The sequence below is a fragment of the Acidimicrobiales bacterium genome (assembly GCA_016794585.1).
Taxonomy (GTDB): domain Bacteria; phylum Actinomycetota; class Acidimicrobiia; order Acidimicrobiales; family DATDAH01; genus JAEUJM01.
This window is the reverse complement of record JAEUJM010000044.1, coordinates 171,345-187,145: the sequence shown is the minus strand read 5'-3', so window position 1 is coordinate 187,145 and position 15,801 is coordinate 171,345. Positions and strand designations below refer to the sequence as shown.

The following is a 15,801-nucleotide window of genomic DNA, read 5'->3' as shown; positions in this document are numbered from 1 at the left end:
CCTCGGGCACCGCGAGTAGCTTGCGGGCCGGACCATCCGGGGAGGACGGAGCGACATGGGTGACCTGGCCGAGATCCTGCGCGACACCGTGCCCGCCGAGCACCTGCTCGTCGGCGACGCCGCCAGCGACGACTACACGCACGACGAGGCCCTGACCGCCGAACCGGTGCGTCCCGGCGCCGTGGTGCGCCCCGGCACCACCGAGGAGGTGGCGGCCGTGCTCCGGGCGGCCGACGCGCACGCCATCCCGGTCACCGCACGGGGCAGCGGCACCGGCCTCTCCGGCGCCTGCATCCCGGTGGACGGCGGCATCGTCGTGTCCTTCGAGCGCATGAAGCAGGTGCTCGAGATCGACACGGACAACCACATGGCGGTCGTGCAGCCGGGGGTCACCCTCGACGAGCTCGACCAGCAGCTCGCCGCCCACGACCTCGTCTACCCCGTCTTCCCCGGCGAGTACAGCGCCTCGCTGGGCGGCAACGTCAATACCAACGCCGGCGGCATGCGGGCGGTGAAGTACGGCGTCACCCGCCACCACGTGATCGGCCTCGAGCTCGTCCTGGCGTCGGGCGACGTCATCCGCACCGGCGGCAAGGTGGTCAAGGCCACGGCCGGGTACGACCTCACCCAGCTCGTGCTGGGCTCCGAGGGCACCCTCGCACTCGTCACCGAGGCGACCCTCAAGCTGTACCCCCGCCAGCACCACGCCGCGACCGTGCTCGTGCCCTTCGCCACCCTCGAGGGCGTGACCACCGCGGTGCCCCGCATCGTGGCCAGCGGCGTGGGCCCCCTCATCCTCGAGTACATCGACCTGCTCACCATGGCGGTCATCACCGCCTCGGCGGGCATCGACCTCGGCGTCCCCGAGGAGGTCAAGGAGACCGCGCTCGCCTACCTCGTGGTCGTCATCGAGGGCACCCAGGAGGACCGGGTCGAGGCCGACGTCGCCCAGGTGGCCGAGCTGGTCACCGAGCTCGGCGCCGAGGACGTGTACGTGCTGCCCTCCCATGCCGGCGCTGCCCTGATCGACGCCCGGGAGAAGGCCTTCTGGGCGGCCAAGGCGAACGACGCCGACGACATCATCGACGTCGTGGTGCCGCGTGCCTCGATGCCCGAGTACCTCGCCACGGTGGCCGAGCTCGCCACGCAGTACGAGGCGTGGGTGCCGGGCTGTGGCCACGCCGGCGACGGCAACGTCCACCTGTCCGTGTTCCAGAAGGACCCCGAGAAGCGTGACGCCATCCTCCGCGGCATCGTGTCCGCCGGCCTCGCCCTGGGCGGCGCCATCTCCGGCGAGCACGGCCTCGGCACGGAGAAGAAGAAGTACTTCCTCGAGTTCGAGGACCCGGTGAAGATCGAGCTGATGCGCCGCATCAAGGCGAGCTTCGACCCGAACGGCATCTTGAACCCCGGCACCATCTTCTAGACCCACCTCCCGACCCGCCGCCCTCCCCCACCGCACCCGAGCCACAGGAGCCCACCGTGAACGGCGCCCGCGCCCTCATCCGCACCCTCGTCGACGCCGGCGTGGACACGTGCTTCGCCAACCCCGGCACCTCCGAGATGCACTTCGTCGCCGCGCTGGACGACGTGCCCGAGATGCGCGGTGTCCTGTGCCTGTTCGAGGGCGTGGTCACGGGTGCCGCCGACGGCTACGGCCGGATGGCCGACAAGCCCGCCGCCACCCTCCTGCACCTGGGCCCCGGCCTCGGCAACGGCCTCGCCAACCTCCACAACGCCCGCCGGGCGGGCAGCCCGATGGTCAACATCGTCGGCGACCACGCCACCGGCTACGGCCAGGACATCTTCTTGACCTCCGACATCGCCACGGTCGCAGCCAACCTGGAGAGCTGGGTGGGCGTGGCCGACTCATCGGCCGACGTCGGCCGCCTCGCCGCCGAGGCCGTCGCCGCGGCCACGGGAGCGCCCAACCAGATCGCCACGCTGATCCTGCCCGCCGACGCATCCTGGTCCGAGGGCGCCTCGCCTGCAGCGCCGATCAACCCGGCCGCCCCGGTGACGGTGCCCTCCGAGCGCATCGAGGAGATCGCCGGCGTACTGCGCGGCGGCGAGCCCGTCGCGGTCCTCGTGGGCGGCTCGGTCACCCGCGAGGCGGGCGTCACGGCCGTCAGCCGCATCGGGGCCCACACCGGGGCCAAGGTGCTGTGCGAGTGCTTCCCGACGCGCCTCGAGCGCGGTGCGGGGCTGCCCGCCCTCGAGCGCCTCGGCTACCTCGGCGAGTTCGTCCAGATGCAACTCGACGGCATCCGCCACCTGGTGATCGTCGACGCCGACTCGCCCGCCTCGTTCTTCGCCTACCCGGACAAGGACACCAGCCTCGTACCCGCCGGCTGCGAGGTCCATGTGCTGGCCGGCCCCGCCGATGACGGCGTGGCCGCCCTCGAGGCCCTCGCCGACGCCGTGGGTGCCCCCGCCGACGCCGCCACCATCCAGGAACTGGCTCTGCCCGACCGTCCCACGGGCGCCCTCGACCCCGAGAGCCTCGGGGCCGCCATCGCCGCCCTGCTCCCCGAGCAGGCCATCCTCGTCGACGAGTCCGCCACCGCCGGCCTCTGGACGAGCCTGGCGACGGCCGGCTCGCACCGCCACACCCTGCTCACCCTCACCGGCGGGGCCATCGGCTACGGGCTGCCCGCCGCCACCGGGGCCGCCCTCGCCTGCCCCGACCGCCCCGTGGTGTCGCTCGAGGCCGACGGCTCGGGGATGTACACCCTCCAGGCACTGTGGACCCAGGCACGCGAGGACCTCAACGTGACCACGATCGTCTACAACAACCACGCCTACGACATCTTGAACCTCGAGCTCGGCCGGGTCGGCGCCGGCGAGGCGGGCCCGAAGGCCAAGGCCATGTTCGACCTGCACGGCCCCGACCTCGACTACGTGAAGCTGGCCGCGGGCATGGGCGTCCCCGGCAGCCGCCCCACCACCGCCGAGGAGTTCTGCGACGCGTTCGAGCTCGCCCTCGCCGAGCCCGGCCCCTACCTCATCGAGGTGGCCCTCACCTCGCGCTTCTGAGGGCCCCCGCCGCCGTCGGTGGCGCTCAGGCCGAGGGCTTGTGGCGGTTGCGGGAGCGGCGCTCGGTCCGGAGCTTGGCCGGCTGGTCCGACCGCGTCGTCTGGCGCACGGCGTCGCGGATGATGACGCCGACGGTGGCGACGATCACCTTGACGTCCTCCCAGGGGGACCAGTGCTCGATGTAGTAGTTGTCGAAGCGGGCCCGCTCCTCGATGGACGTGTCGCCACGCAGGCCGTGGATCTGGGCCAGGCCGGTCAGCCCCACCGGGAGGCGGTGTCGGTCGGCGTAGTGGGTGACCTGCGCCGAGAAGCGGCTCACGAAGTGCGGCCGCTCCGGCCGCGGGCCGACGAGTGACATGTCACCGCGGAGCACGTTCCAGAGCTGCGGCAGCTCGTCGAGGCTGAGGCGACGCAGCCAACGCCCGACCCGGGTCTGGCGGGGATCGTCCTCGACCGACCAGGTGACGTCGGCGTCGGAGTTCACCCGCAGCGTGCGGAACTTGAGCACCTCGATCTCGTGGCCGTGCTGGCCGATGCGGCGCTGGCGGAACAGCACCGGGCCGGGGCTGCTCAGGCGCACCGTGAGGGCGAGGAGGCCGAGCAGCGGTGCGAGCAGCAGCAGCAACAGCGCGGACACGAACACGTCGACCACCCGCTTGGCCTTCCATGCGCCGGCCCGCAGGGCCGCCCGTCGGACCTGGAACAGGGGGATGCCCCAGATGTGCTCGACGTCGGGCCCGCCCGGTGAGAACCCGAGCTCGAAGAAGCGGGGCACCACGTGCAGCTCGACGTCGTGGAGGCCGGTGGAGCGCAGGGTGGCCACGAGCTCCTGCTCGCCACGAGGACCGAAGGCCACCAGCACGCGCCGGACGTCCTTGTCCTGGATCACCTTCTCGAGGTCGGCCATGCCGCCCAGCAGCTCGAGCCCGGGCTGGGAGGGCACGTCGTCGATGAAGCCGACCGGCACGAGGCCGTACTCGGGATGCTCGTCGAGTAGGCGGTTCAGCTCGATGCCCACCGAACCGGCGCCGACGATGAGGGCGTTCTCCTGGAGCTGGCCGGCGCGGCGGGCCGCCCGGATCACGGCGTAGGTCAACGTCCGCCCCACGACCACGGCGACGCCGGTGACGGCCACCTGGTCGAACAGGGTCGACGGCAGGTCCACGAAGGGCGAGATGGCCCCGACGACGAGCAAGGGGATGCCCACGCCGAGGAACAGGCGGGGAAGCTCCGACAGGCTGCTGAGCGCGAGGTGGCGCCGGTACGTGCCGACCGACCCCAGGGTGACGAAGACGCCGAAGGCATAGGCGACGTTGGCCCACCCGACGGACGGGATCGCCGCGAGTCCCACCATCGCGGCGGCCAGGTCGGCGACGACGCGCAGCGACCAGGGGCTCAAGGGCAGGCGTCGGCGCCGGCTCGCGGGGCGCGAATCGCCCTCGCGCTGCCCGTTGATGGCGACGAGCGGTCCTTCGGCAACTGCCATGTGCGTTGTGCCGCCGATCTCCGAGGCTGCTGATGGGACAGCCTCCTTTCGGTCGCGCCGGGACCGGGTTGAGGGACCGCGGGCGGACGTCATGGCGGGCCTCTCCGTCAGCCGGTGGCCAGTGAGGCACCGAGGCCGGCCATGGCGGTGGAGAACCGCTCCTCGGTGAAGCGGTGGGCGGACGACGACACGTCGGCCGCGTCCCACTCGATCGCGGCCGCTCGGCGCACCGCCTCGACGAGGGACGGCACTGTCGGCTCGGCGAAGAGCAGGCCCGACCGGCCGGGCTCGACCGAGTCGCGGGCGCCGCCGGCGTCGAGCGCGATCACCGGGGTCCCGGCCGCCATGGCCTCGACCATGGTGATGCCGAAGTCCTCCACCCCGGCGAAGACCAGGCCGCGGGCGCCGGCCAGCAGCGCCGGGAGCTCGTCGTCGGGCACCCGCCCTGCGAAGTGCACGTTCGGCGGGGCGGTGGCCTCCAGCTCGGCGCGGGCCCGTCCCTCCCCCGCCACGACGAGCGGCCAGCCCAGCTCCCGGAAGGCCTCGATGACGAGGTCGACCCGCTTGTAGGCCACCAGACGGGAGAACGACACGAAGTAGTCCCCCTTGGGCTCGCCCAGGGCGGCGGCGAAGCGCTCGACCTCGACGGGCGGGTGGACCACCTCGGCCTCGCGCCCGTATGCCGCCTGGATGCGGCCCCGCACCTCGCTGGAGTTGGCCACGAAGAGGTCCGGACGACGGCTGCGTCGACGGTCGCCGGGCTTCAGGACGGCGGCGGCCGACCCGGTGAGCCAGGTCGACAGCCCCCGCTCGCCCGCCAGCTGGTCGCGCTCCCACAGGAACCGCGGCGGCGTGTGGCAGTAGACGAGGTGGGGCACGCCGTCGGGCACCCGGGCGTCCAGGGCGAACGAGTGGAAGCTCGTGATCACCAGGTCGGCATCGGGGACCTTCAGGGTGTGCATGGCCGCCGGGATGAGCGGTAGCACCCGGAGATGCGCCCCGCGTCTGGTGGCGAAGCGCTGGAGGAACGTGGTGCGCACGGGTTCCCAGCCCGGGAACTCGGGGGCGTAGAACAAGCTGGTGTTGACCGCGGCCCCCGGATAGGTGCGCCGGAGCGCGCCGACGACCTTCTCGGAGCCCGCCATGTTGGTGAGCCACTCGTGGACGAGCTCGACGCGCACTCTGCCGAACCTACCGCTGCCACCTCCCGCCGCCATCGCAGGCGTAAAGAGTGGTGTGATGGGGCCGATAGGCGCAGGTCGCTCGAGCGGCGCGCGTCCTGGGAGATCGAGGGGCCTGACCGAGATGGAATCCACGAACCCGCTGCACATCGTGTGGGGCTACCGATGGTGGCTCCTCGCGTTCGCGTCCGTGGCGGCGGTCGTGGTGTTCGGCCTGTCGTCGTTGCAGTCAGAGGAGTACGAGGCGACCGCAGTCGTCCAGGTCGTCTCGGGCCGGGCGCAGCAACAGGAGTTCGTCTCCGCCGACGAGCTGTTCCAGCAGGCGAACTTCTACGCGTCCCTGGCCCGCACGCGGCCCGTCCAGGAGGCGGCCGCCGCAGCCCTCGACCCGGACGCCGAGGACCCGGCCCTCCCCACCGGCGTCGCCGTGGCGCCCCGAGCGGACGTCCAGCTGCTGGACTTCACCGCCACGGCGGGCGACCCAGACACCGCCGCCGAGGTGGCCAACGCCTACGCGACGGCGTTCTCCACGTTCATCAGCGACCGACAGGACGCGGAGCGCGAGACCACGATCGACCGCATCCAAGCGCGGGTGGACGAGATCAACACCAGTCTCGTCTCCGATCCGGACGACGTGGCCCTCACCACGGAGCTCGAGCAGCTCCAGACCCAGGCCGCCGAGGTCCGGGGCGCCCCGTCCGACGCCGCCACCATCCTCGAGGAGGCCACGCCACCGGGCGCCCCGTCGGCCCCCAAGCCCCTGCGCAACGCCGTGCTGGCCTTCCTGGCCGCCCTGGTGATCGGCTCGGCCGCGGCGTACGCCCGCTCCGCCCTCACCGACCGCTACGCCAGTGCAGAGGAGGCTGCGCAGGACCTCGGCCTGCCCGTGCTGGCCTCGGTCTCCCGCTCCAACCCCGACACCGCCGAGGCGGTCGAGGCGTTCCGGGTGCTGCGCACCAGCGTCTCGTACGCGCTGCGTGAGCACGTCGGCCCGGTGCTCATGGTCACCAGCGCCACCCCCGGCTCGGGCAAGACCCACATCTCGATCAACATGGCGCAGTCCTTCGCCGCCGAGGGCCGACGGGTCATCCTCGTCGACTGCGACTTCCGCCGACCGGCCATCAACAAGCGCCTGGGCATCCCCGTCAAGCCGGGCATGACGGACCTCGTCGGCGCGGCCTCCACGCCGAACCCCGAGCTGGCAGGCGGCCGCCTCCCCCTCTGGTCGCTCCCCGTTCCCGGGGCCAGCGAGTACCTCGACGTCGTGCCTGCAGGCAGCGGCATCCTCGACCCCGCCGCCGCCCTCACCACCGACCGGGCCGCCCAGGTGTTCGACAACATCAGCGCCCAGTACGACCTGTCGGTCATCGACAGCCCGCCGACGCTCCCCGTCGTCGACCCCCTGGTCATCGCCCACTACGCCGACGGCGTGCTCTTCGTGGTCGACGGCCGCAAGGACCGCCGCAGCGACGTGCGCCGCGCCCTCGAGACCCTCCGTGCCATCGACGCCCCCGTCATCGGGTTCGTGTTCAACAGCGCGTCGACGCCCGAGCGCCGCTACAGCTACGCCGACCAGCGCGGCATGCACGAGGCCGAGGTCGTCAGGGCCACGGCGTGACCCTCGGGTCGCCGGTCGTGCCCGACGACCCGGCCGAGCCGACGGAGGCACCCACGCCCGAGGAACCCCCGACGCCCAGCGCACTGCTCCGGGGCATCGGCATCGTGCTCATCGTGCTGGCCCTGGTGGCCGGTGCCTACAACCTGGGCCAAGCGCTCTTCGGGCCCCGCCTCGGGCAGGACTTCACGGCCTACTACGTGGCCGGCCGGCTCATCCGGGCCGGCGACGCTCCTGAGATGTATGGCACCCAGGAAGAGTTCCAGCGCCAAGCCGATCGCTTCGGGGTGACCGGCCCTGCAGCCGAGGGAGATCGGGACGGCGCGGTCGGCGGCTACGACTCCGTCGAGCCGTTCCTCTATCCCCCGGTCGCCGCGGTGGCCCTGCTTCCGGCCTCGCTCCTGCCCTTGGGCGCGTCGAAGCTCGTCTTCCTGTTGGTGAACCTGGGCGCGCAGTTCCTCGCAATCTGGGTGCTGTTCTCGGACCGGGCGCCCCCGATTCGACGGGTCCTCGTCCTTTCCGGCTGGTGTGCGCTGCTCGTGCTGTTCCCGTTCTTCTGGGGCCTCTACCTCGGCCAGGCCAACTCGCTCGTCTTCCTCGCCTGCGCGCTGGCACTGCGCCGTCTGCGACGCGGCGACCAGCTCGGCGCCGGCGCCTGGATCGCCGTCGCCGCGCTCATCAAGGTGTTCCCCGTCGTCCTCCTGGTGCTGCTCGTCCTCAAGCGCCAGCACCGAGCCGTGGCGGCATCGATCGTGACGATGGCCGCACTCTCGCTGCTCACCCTCCCCGTCGTGGGGGTCACCACCTTCCAGCGGTTCTTCACCGAGGTCGTTCCCGAGATCACGAGTCGGGTCGAGCCGTTCGTCCGCAACCAGGGCATCTCGGGCACCCTCCACCGCCTCTTCACCGACAACCCCTACGTCGATCCCGTGCTGCGGGCCGACGGCATCGTGCGTCCGCTCACCACGCTCCTCGCCCTCGCCGCCGTCGCCCTGACGATCTGGTTCACCACGCGCCGGCCCCCCGTGGCCGAGCCGGCGCCGACCAGGCTCGACCTGGAGTGGGGCCTGTGGCTCACCATGGCGGTGCTGGTCTCGACCATCTCCTGGGAGCACTACGCGGTGTTCCTGCTCTTCGCCTGGCTCCCCCTCACCGAGTACCTCCTGGTCCGCGGCACGGAGTCGTTGGGCGACCGGGCGCTCCTCGCCGCCACGGCCGCCAGCTTCGGCGTGTGGGCCCTCCTGCTCCAGAGCGGCGACGAGTACGACGCCCTGCCCACGAGCGTCGTACTCCAGCCGATCGTCAGCGCGAAGTTCCTGGCCACGGTCGTCCTCTTCGCGACCACCCTCGTGGTCCTCCGCCGTCGACGGCTCGCCGGGGTGCCGGCGTGAACCTCGACGTCATGGAGACACCGCGCTCCCCCACCGCGCTCGCAGGGGCCCTCGTGGCCACCGTGATCGCCGGGGCCGCGGTCGGCCTGGTGCTGGGCGTGGGCATCGCTGCGCTCGGCGTCTTCGTGCCTCTCGCGGTGATCGCCGGCGTGGGCGCCTTCGTGCTCGTCCAACGACCCGGGCTCACGTTCGGGCTGCTCGTCGCCAGCGTCATCCTCTTCGAGGACACCACGGGGGCCTTGCTCACCGTGGAGCAGTGGTACGAGGGGCTTCCGGGAGTGCTCCTCGGGCCCACGGACCTGCTCCTCGTGGTCCTGGTGGCCGGCGTGGCCATCGAGATCGGCCGGGACCACGACGCCGAGCGGCTCCTGGGCCCTTTCACGGGACCGCTACTCGTGCTCGCCGCCGCCACGTTGGCGGGAGTCGTCGTGGGCCGCTCGGCCGGAGCGGGCACGCTGGCCATCTTCCCGCAGGTGCGGCCGCTGATCTTCTTCGTGATCTTCGTCCCAGTGGCTGGCTACGTACTCGCCAAGCAGCAACGCTGGCGGACCGCGCTTCAGGTCGCTGCGGTCCTCATCCCGGTGAAGGCCGCGATCGGCATCGCCACCCGCCTCTACGGCGGTGAACTCAGCCCCGGGCAGAGCCCTGTCACCTTCTACGAGCCCACCATGAACTTCCTCATGGTCGTGTTCCTGCTCACGCTGCTGGCCGCTGCCATCCGCCGGGTGCAGCTGCCTCGATGGATCTGGCTGTCGTCGCCGGTGGTCGCCCTGTCGCTGCTGCTCTCGTTCCGGCGCAGTTTCTGGATCGCCTTGGTCCTGGGCCTCGTGATCGTCGGCTTCCTGGCCGCCGGGCGCCGGAGCCGACCGGTCGTCGTGCTGCTGCTGCTCGCGATCGGTCTGTCGCTCTGGACCGTCATGAGCGTCGGCGGGTCGACGGACAGCACGAATCCGATCATCGACCGGGCGCAGTCCCTGTCCCCGTCACGCCTGAACGCGACCTCCGGCGACCGATACCGCCTCGAGGAGCAACGCAACGTGGTGGCCGAGGTGAAGGCGCACCCGGTCGAGGGCCTCGGCCTGGGCATCCCCTGGACCCAGCGGTACGCCGTGTCCGAGCTGCACCCGGGGGGCCGCTACTACACCCACGTCACCCCCCTCTGGTACTGGCTCAAGCTGGGGGTCCTGGGGGTGCTGGCCTACGTCTGGCTGGCCGGATCTGCCATCACGGTCGCGTACCACCGCTTCCGGCGCGCCGGCGATCCGCTGGTGCGCGTCGTGGGCCTCGCCGTGGCCGCGGGGTGGGTCGGCCTGCTCGTGGCCGAGCTGACGGGCCCGTTCACCGGCATCGACTTCCGCCTCACCATCGCCGTGGGCACCGTCCTGGGCTGGTTGACCGCGACCGGCGGACCACCAGGCGAGCGTCAGCTGACTGCGGCCCCGCCCTCGTCGAGGGTCGCCTCGGCCCGCCGATAGACCGCCGCCGTCCGCTCGACCATCGTCGCGAGGTCGTGCGCTCTCGCCAGGTCAAGGGCGTCCCGGCTGGCGGCGGGCAGATCCGCGATGGCCCGCCCGACCGCCCGCGCCCAGTCGTCCGGCGAGCGACCGGCCACCACCTGGGCACCGGCCCCGGCACCCTGCTCAGCGAGCTCGACGTGGGGTGGGATGTCGGACAGGACCAGCGGCAGACCCGTGCTCAGCGCCTCCAGTGGGGTGAAGGGCAGGCCCTCGTACGTCGACGGCGCCAGCAGGACGTCGGCCTCGCCCATCTCGGCGAGTGGGTCGGGCGAGAAGCCCACGAGGTCCACCTGATCGGCGAGGCCCGCCTTGGCGACCTCAGCGGCGAGCGCTCCCGCCTGCGGGCCCTCCCCGGCCACACGCAGCCGGGCAGGGGTCCCCGCCGCCCGTACGGCCTCGAGCACGGGAACCAGGAGGTCGGTGCCCTTCTGCTCGGTCAGACGGCCGACGAACAGCAGCCGTGCGACGTCGGCGCCCGCGATCGGCGCACGGACCCCACCCGCGCCGATCGGCACGCCGTTCGGCACCACCTCGATGGCCGGCGGCCTCGCCCAGCGCTGCGCAGCCGCACGGCGGGCAGCCTCACCCACCACGATCATCGCAGCGATGCGCCGGTTGGCGAGTCGACGGGTGGCCTCCCAATGCGGTCCGGCGTGACGGAGCTGCGGCAGGTGGTCGGTGATCACAGAGGGACGCCCCCAGGGCAACAGCAGCCAGGAGGCCCCTCGGAAGGCGAACGGGTCGACGAAGTTCCAGTGCAGCACGGTCGGTTGATGCGCCCGCACCGCCCGGCGGATGGGGCCGGGCCGACTCCGTCCGGTCACCACCCGGGTGTCCGGCGCGATGGCCGCAAGGCGATCGTGGAGCCTCGCCGCGGCACCGGCGTCATCGACGAACACGACCGCACTCGTGGCGATGCCTGCCGCGGTCAGCCCGGCGCCGAGAAGCTCGAGGTAGCGCTCGGCGCCCCCGAACGCACCGGGAAACTCGTGCACGAGCAGCACAGAGGGGTCGCTCATGCCTCGACCTCGACCCCATCGTCGGATCGCTGCCCTGGCGCCGGTGCCGTCATCGGCGCGTCGTTGGCCTGGACCACCCGGCTCGCGAGCCGTGGCCACCGGGCCCGGACCGCGTCCCCTCGGGGGCCGTCGGAGTCGACGACCTTCACCGACGTGAGAAACCACGGCCAGAGCCGGTTACGCCACCGGTCGCCGCCCGGCGCCGGATCGACGACCCGCAGCGACACGGGTTCACAGCCCGCCAGACGAGCCACCGCCGGCGCCCACGCGGGCACGGGCATGCCGTCCTCCACGAGGACGCAGGCCCCGCTGCCCAACAATGCCCGCCACGTGCGGAGGGGACCGGACCGATCGACCGCGAACGACCCGGCCGCCTCGGCGTCGCCGGGACCGCCGACGACCGCCGTCGGACCATCGGCGCCCATGAGGCCGCCCAGATCGTCCCACCGCAGCGAGCCGGTGGGCAGCAGGGCCACTACGTAGGCCACCAGACCGAGGGCCAGCTGCGCGAACGGCGGGAGCGGGAAGCCGAGCACGAGGACCACGGCCATCACGAGCGATGCCCGGGCCGCCCGCAGTACGCGGGACCACGGCCACGACACGTCGAGGTGACGGCGGAGCGAGCGCACCAGGCCGATCACGACGACGACCTCGGTGACGGACGTCGCCACGGCGGCGCCGATGTAGGAGAACGGCGGGATGAGTGCGATGTTCAGCCCGACGTTGAGGAGCAGTCCCACGAAGGACACGGCGAGCAGACGCCCCTGCTGGTGGCCGGACACGAGCACGGCCGACAACACGGTGCCGAAGAAGATGCACGGCGCGGCGATCGCCAGGATGGCCAGCGCGTCGCCGGCGCCCGCGAACTCCTCGAAGCCGGGCAGCGCGGGGAACACCCGGGACGCGGTGAGCAACCCCGCCACGGCGACCGGGAACGACGCCAGCGCCACGACGTGCATCAGGTGCCCGTAGCGGCGCTGGAGCACCGCGATCCCCGCCACGACGCTCGACGCGATCACCGGTGTGAGCACGGTCATGGCGAGCGACGGCACGACCACGAAGGTCTCGAGGACGCGGTATGCGGCGCCGTACTGGCCGACGTCGTCGGCGGGCTTGATGGCGGCGAGGATCAGCAGGTCCAGCCGGTAGTAGAGCGTGATGCAGAGCTGGGCCAGCCCCAACAGGACGGCGGCCTTGGCGAGGGTGGCCCAGATGGCCGGACGGGGCCTCCAGCGCAGGCGGCCCGACTGGCGCAGGGCGACGGTGCCCACAATGGCGAAGTTGGCGGCGTTGGAGGCGACGAACACCCAGAGGTACGCGACCACGCCACCGTCCTGCACAGACACGACCACGGTGCCGACGGCCAGGACCACCCCTTGGACCACGGCGGCGATGGACACCCAGCCCATGCGGAGGCGCACCTCCAGGATCACCTGGAACGACTCGAGGGCGAGCACGACCAGGAGCACGCCGGTGACCAGAGCGGCCTGGCGCTCGACCGGCGAGTAGCCGCCCAGCAACAGGACCACGACGAGGACGGCGTAGGCCAGGGCACCAGCGATCACCCTGAGGTAGAAGAGGTTGGTGACCAGCTCGCGCTCGCGCTCGGGTTGCTGCGCGATGTCTCGCATGGCGATTGCCCGGACGCCGAAGTTGGTCACGTAGGCGAACAGCCCGTAGAAGGCCACCGCGAACGTGTACGCGCCGACGCCGGCCGGGCCGAGGGACGCGGCGACCACCGCGAAGGCGACCAGCTGAAGGGCGAGGGTCGCGACCCGCCCACCGGCGAGCGCGACGAAGCCCCGGGACATCCGCCGAGCCAGGCGCTGGGACCCCGGGATCGCGTCGGCGGGGGCGGCGTCGGTCACGTGGTCACGGCCGTCGGGGAGATCTCAGAGGCGCGGGCGATGGCGGAAGTGCACCACACCGCGCCAGTAGTTCGCGAGGTACGCCCAGGGGACGAGAGTCGCGACCGCCGCGACGGGAAGGACGTCACGGGGCCGTACCTCCTTCTTCCACGCGAGGGCGACGATGTTGGCCAGCCAGCCCACCACGAGGGCGACGAGGCCGACCCGGGCCACCGCGGGCTTGCGCGTGGCGAGCCCGACGGCCGTGGCCCCCGCGCCGGCCACGAAGAGGACGGCGGCATCGTGGCGGGCCCGTCGCAGCGACACCGGGCCCACCATGCGGCTGCGGTTGAGGGCGCGGAAGGCCTCGGGGTGCTCGCGGCTGAGCAGAGGGTCGAAGTAGTAGCGGCGGGCCAGCTTGACCGGCGTCCAGAACGATGGCGGCAACGGTGGGTGCACCACCAAGAGGTCGGGCTCGTACGCGAAGCGTCGGCCCTCGGCCTCGAGGCGGAAGGCCAGCTCGGCATCCTCTCGGAAGTGGACGCGGCGGCCCGGGTCGTAGAAGCGCTCGTCGAAGCCGCCCGCGGCGCGGAGCACCTCGCTGCGGAAGATGAGGTTGGCGGCCACCCGCTGCTCGGGGGGCACCGCCTCGGTGGCATGGGCGAAGGGCGTGGCCGGCTCGTCCCCGCCGACGGCCATGCGACCTTCGACCACGTCGGGCGGGTCGTCCACCGAGATGATCGCGGTGAGCCGCTCGAGCCAGTCGGGGGCAGGGACGACGTCGGCATCGAGGAAGGCCACCCACGGGGTGTCCACGAGGGCGAAGCCGGTGTTGCGTGAGGCGCCCGGGCCGCCGTTGGCCTCGCGCCGCACGACGTCGAGGGTGAGGTGGCGGTGCGCCCGCTCCTCGAGGTCGGCGGCAAGCGGGACGTCGTTGGCGTCGTCCACCACGACGACTCGTACCGTGGTGCCTGCGTGCTCTGCCTGCGGCTCGAGGGCATCGAGCAGGGGGGTCACCACGCCGAGCGAGCCGCGCACGGGGATGACGAGGGTCACGAGGGCCACCCCCACCAATCGGAAGGGAGCAGGGTCGATTGAGCAGGGACGCCAGGGTCGGGCCCCGAGGCTCAACGGGGGCCTCGCCGAGCCGATGGGACCCCCACATGGCCCGCTCCCTCGCTGACGCGCCGCCCTCCGGCGCGCCACGCCCGCATTCGACCGACTCGGCCCCGGCGGCCGCCTCCTGGCCAGTCGCGCCCCGCACGGTCGCGCTGATCGCCACGGTCCTCGCCGGCGCGCTCAGCCTCTTCCACCTCGGCCACAAGAGCCTGTGGCTCGACGAGGGCTACAGCGTCGGGCATGCCCGGATGCCCTGGGGCGACTTCTGGACGGTGCTCACCGAGCGCGAGGCCAACGGTGCCCTGCACTCGCTGATCCTCTTTCCCTGGCTGCGGGTCGCCGAGGCGGAGTGGTGGCTGCGGCTGCCCAGCGCCCTGGCGATGACCGCAACCGTGCCGGTGCTCTACCTCCTCGTCAAGCGGCTCTTCGACGAGCGGGTGGGGGCGACCGCCGCACTGTTGCTCGCGGTCAACGGCTTCGCCCTCCAGTTCGCCCAAGAGGCGCGGTCCTACGCGCTCGTCATGTTCATGGGCACGCTCAGCACCCTGCTGTACGTCGCCTTCGTGCAGGACGGACGCCGGGGCCAGTGGTGGGCCTGGGTCGGGGTCTCCGTGCTCCTCCCCTACGCCCATCTCTTCGGATGGCTCGTACTCGGCGTGCAGGCGACCGCCGCGTTGTTGCGGCGGGGCGACCTCGCTCGGCCCACCCGTCGTCTGGTCGCGGGGTTCGCGACCATCGCGGTGTTGGGTGGCATCGTGCTCCTGCTGATCGCGACGGGCGAGGAGAGCGGACAGGCCGAAGGCATCCCGACGGTGAGCCCGGTGCGCTTCCTCGGGGTCTACGCCCGAGTCGCCGGCAACGCCGGCATCCCCCTCCTCGTGGTCTTCGCGGCGCTGGCCGGTTACGTCGCCTGGGTCTACGGCCGGCAGCTGCTCCCCCTCCGACCGTTCCGGCCCACCGAGGCTCAGTGGGGAGTGCTCCTGCTGGGTGTGTGGCTGCTCCTGCCCCCCGTCGCCATCGGCATCGTCTCCCCGGTGCAGCCCCTCTTCGGCGCCCGCTACTTCATCATCCTCGTCCCCGCGGCGGCGACCCTGCTCGCGCTCGGCATCCACACCGTCCCCAAGGGCTGGGTCCGCCGGGTCACGGCGGTGGTCGTCGGCGTGCTGGTGGTCGCCGGGGCGGTGGGCTGGTATCTGCGGCCGTCCGCCGACGACATCCGCGCCGCCGCCCGGGTGGTCGCCGCCGATGCCCGCCCGGGCGACGCCGCGGTCTTCCTTCCCTGGTTCGAACAGCTGCCCTTCGACGCGTACGCCGTCCGCGACGGACGCATCGACGGCGTGGTCCAACCGGTCTGGCCCGACGCCGGCTGGGGCACGTTCGTGCCCGACCACCAGGATCATCCCGACGCCGAAGAGATCACCGCGGTCGTCGAGGGCGCCGATCGCCTGTGGCTCGTCGTGCGCGACGACCGCGGCGAGGACGACGAGCGAGACGTGGTGGCGTACCTCGAGGCGCTGGGACGAGACCATCGCGAGGTGAGCCGAAGCGACCTCGACGGCGTGGACGTCTACCTGTTCGAGCGGGGCTGAG

At 72.4% G+C, this 15,801-nt stretch carries 11 protein-coding genes; 6 read left to right on the top strand and 5 right to left on the bottom strand.

All coding sequences use genetic code 11. The features are described 5' to 3' along the window. Positions 1–55: 55 nt before the first annotated feature. Positions 56–1,426: an FAD-binding protein gene (locus JNK12_22630; protein ID MBL8778743.1), complete on the top strand. Its 1,371-nt coding sequence runs from the start codon at positions 56–58 to the stop codon at positions 1,424–1,426. Between the two features lie 56 nt (positions 1,427–1,482). Continuing rightward, positions 1,483–3,036, top strand: a complete 1,554-nt coding sequence (locus JNK12_22625; protein ID MBL8778742.1) for an acetolactate synthase large subunit — start codon at positions 1,483–1,485, stop codon at positions 3,034–3,036. Positions 3,037–3,061: 25 nt separating this feature from the next. Here the strand turns inward: JNK12_22625 and JNK12_22620 are convergent, their stop codons facing one another. Both JNK12_22620 and JNK12_22615 read right to left on the bottom strand, forming a co-directional pair. Further along, entirely contained in the window at positions 3,062–4,522 is a 1,461-nt protein-coding gene (locus JNK12_22620) for a sugar transferase (GenBank protein MBL8778741.1), read from the bottom strand. Between the two features lie 107 nt (positions 4,523–4,629). Continuing rightward, positions 4,630–5,703, bottom strand: coding sequence for a glycosyltransferase (locus JNK12_22615; protein MBL8778740.1), 1,074 nt, complete (start codon positions 5,701–5,703; stop codon positions 4,630–4,632). A 124-nt stretch (positions 5,704–5,827) separates the two neighbouring features. On the opposite strand from JNK12_22615, the gene JNK12_22610 reads away from it, so the two are divergent. Genes JNK12_22610 through JNK12_22600 form a run of 3 tightly spaced genes read left to right on the top strand, consistent with a single transcriptional unit; the run spans position 5,828 to position 10,184 of the window. Beyond that, positions 5,828–7,321, top strand: a complete 1,494-nt coding sequence (locus JNK12_22610) for an AAA family ATPase (protein MBL8778739.1) — start codon at positions 5,828–5,830, stop codon at positions 7,319–7,321. Beyond that, the gene (locus JNK12_22605; protein ID MBL8778738.1) at positions 7,318–8,709 is read left to right on the top strand and encodes a DUF2029 domain-containing protein; all 1,392 of its coding nucleotides are present in this window, start codon (positions 7,318–7,320) and stop codon (positions 8,707–8,709) included. The genes JNK12_22610 and JNK12_22605 overlap by 4 nt, the downstream gene beginning before the upstream one ends. An 11-nt stretch (positions 8,710–8,720) precedes the next feature. Then, positions 8,721–10,184, top strand: a complete 1,464-nt coding sequence (locus JNK12_22600) for an O-antigen ligase family protein (protein MBL8778737.1) — start codon at positions 8,721–8,723, stop codon at positions 10,182–10,184. On the opposite strand, the gene JNK12_22595 is transcribed toward JNK12_22600, so the two are convergent. From JNK12_22595 to JNK12_22585, 3 genes are read right to left on the bottom strand one after another with little or no spacing between them, the layout of a single operon-like run. Further along, the gene (locus JNK12_22595) at positions 10,133–11,245 is read right to left on the bottom strand and encodes a glycosyltransferase family 4 protein (GenBank protein MBL8778736.1); all 1,113 of its coding nucleotides are present in this window, start codon (positions 11,243–11,245) and stop codon (positions 10,133–10,135) included. The two genes, JNK12_22600 and JNK12_22595, sit on opposite strands and share 52 nt — an antisense overlap. Further along, positions 11,242–13,113, bottom strand: a complete 1,872-nt coding sequence (locus JNK12_22590; GenBank protein ID MBL8778735.1) for a polysaccharide biosynthesis C-terminal domain-containing protein — start codon at positions 13,111–13,113, stop codon at positions 11,242–11,244. Before JNK12_22590 ends, JNK12_22595 begins: the two co-directional genes overlap by 4 nt. 24 nt (positions 13,114–13,137) lie before the next feature. Then, positions 13,138–14,157 carry a glycosyltransferase gene (locus JNK12_22585; GenBank protein ID MBL8778734.1) on the bottom strand — a complete coding sequence of 340 codons (1,020 nt, stop codon included), beginning with the start codon at positions 14,155–14,157 and terminating at the stop codon, positions 13,138–13,140. A gap of 98 nt (positions 14,158–14,255) precedes the next feature. On the opposite strand from JNK12_22585, the gene JNK12_22580 reads away from it, so the two are divergent. Further along, positions 14,256–15,800 carry a glycosyltransferase family 39 protein gene (locus JNK12_22580; protein MBL8778733.1) on the top strand — a complete coding sequence of 515 codons (1,545 nt, stop codon included), beginning with the start codon at positions 14,256–14,258 and terminating at the stop codon, positions 15,798–15,800. The last annotated feature ends 1 nt before the right edge of the window (position 15,801 follow it).